Source organism: Paenibacillus sp. O199, from assembly GCF_001636635.1.
Taxonomy (GTDB): Bacteria; Bacillota; Bacilli; order Paenibacillales; family Paenibacillaceae; genus Paenibacillus; species Paenibacillus marchantiae.
Genome location: NZ_LGRP01000089.1, coordinates 1 through 1,606, shown reverse-complemented (window position 1 = coordinate 1,606; position 1,606 = coordinate 1). Strand labels below are relative to the sequence as shown.

1 protein-coding gene is annotated in these 1,606 nt (G+C 43.4%); it reads left to right on the top strand.

Annotation, left to right across the window (positions count from 1 at the left end; genetic code table 11):
- A partial coding sequence (locus tag A6049_RS32220; RefSeq protein ID WP_240321614.1) for a condensation domain-containing protein occupies positions 1 to 1,606 on the top strand: 1,606 nt, incomplete at both ends.

Genomic DNA, 1,606 nt, shown 5'->3' with positions numbered 1-1,606 from the left:
AACGCGAAGCATGCGATGACCGTCAGATGCATACTTTAGCCGAAGCGTTCATGCATAAGCTTATTGAGCTCATTGAGCATTGTGTTTCCAGAAGCGAAACGGAGCATACCCCTTCTGACTTCGGAGAACGTACCTGGACTCAGAAAGAATTGAATGGTGTAATGCTTAAGATCCAGCGTCAGGGATACGAGTTGGAACGGATTTATCCTCTTACCTCACTGCAGGAAGGTATGTTGTACCATAAAGTATCTGAACCATCCTCTACTAGTTATGTTGTTCAGGTTGTCTATCAGATGGAAGGAATAATTGACATTGAGGCATTGAAAGAAAGTTTTCAATTATTGACAATCAAGCACGATGTATTGCGTACAAGTATCGTTCATACACAGGTCAGTATAGCTCGTCAGGTACTGCTGAAGCACAAAAACGTAGAGTTCTCATATCTTGACCTCAGGAATGATCCAGAAAGCTCTCATGCTTGGGGAAAAGTAAAGAGAAGTGATGTTGAGCGGGGGTTCGATCTAGAAAATGACAGCCTGCTTCGGGCAGTATTAGTGGATTTTCGTGAAAAAGATACGCGGCTTGTACTCACTTTCCACCACATTATTATGGATGGCTGGAGTATGTCTCTTCTTGTTAAAGACTTGTTGTATTTTTACACGTCTATTCTTCACGGAACCTCAAAAGATAAACTGCAACAAAACTTGTCTGTGCCAACTTCATATGGAGATTACATCGTTCAACTGGATGCAAAAGACCAAGCTTCTTCCCTGAGCTACTGGAAAGAGCTTCTTCAGGATTATGAATCTTCCTCAGGCATTGTCCCCGAGGGAAATCCGGATTCGACTGACAAAGAGGTAGAGCGCGTCGAGCTTGGATTAAGCAAGAGTGAAACCATTGAGGTTGAAAACCTTTGTTCTCATTTAGGGATAACTGTCAATACGATGGTGGAGGCAGCGTGGGGAATCGTACTTCAAAAGTATAATAATTCAAGTGAGGCTGTGTTTGGGAAAATCGTATCTGGCCGAAATATAAATCTTCCTCATGTTGAAGAGATTGTTGGCCTGTTTATTAATATGATCCCTGTACATGTCCAGGCGAAAGCCAAAACCACAATGCGTGAGCTGCTCCTGTCTTTGCAGCAGCAAGCATTGCAAAGTTCGGAGCATGATTATTGTTCGCTGGCGGATATTCAGAATCTGCATGAGCAAGGAAACTATCTGATTCAGACGATGCTGGCGTTCGAAAACTATTTTGTCCAGCCTGAAACAGCAGCGCAGGATGAAATGCTTAAAATGATTGAAGCAAGGGAGCAAACGAATTATTCGTTGACATTGCTGGCCATGAATGCAGAAACGTTAGAATTCGCTCTGATGTATGATACCCATCGATACAGCAGGGAAGAGGTGTCTAGAATTCTGGGACGGCTGCGTAGTGCTTTGATCCAAATCGTTGTGAATCCTGAGGTGTCTATGGATCAAATTCGACTTACTGATGAGAATGAAATGGACGTGATCCTCAATCAATTTAATGCAACGGATACGGCGTATCCATCTGACCGAAGCGTGATAGAGCTGTTCCATTCTCAGGCTGCATTGACCCCTGA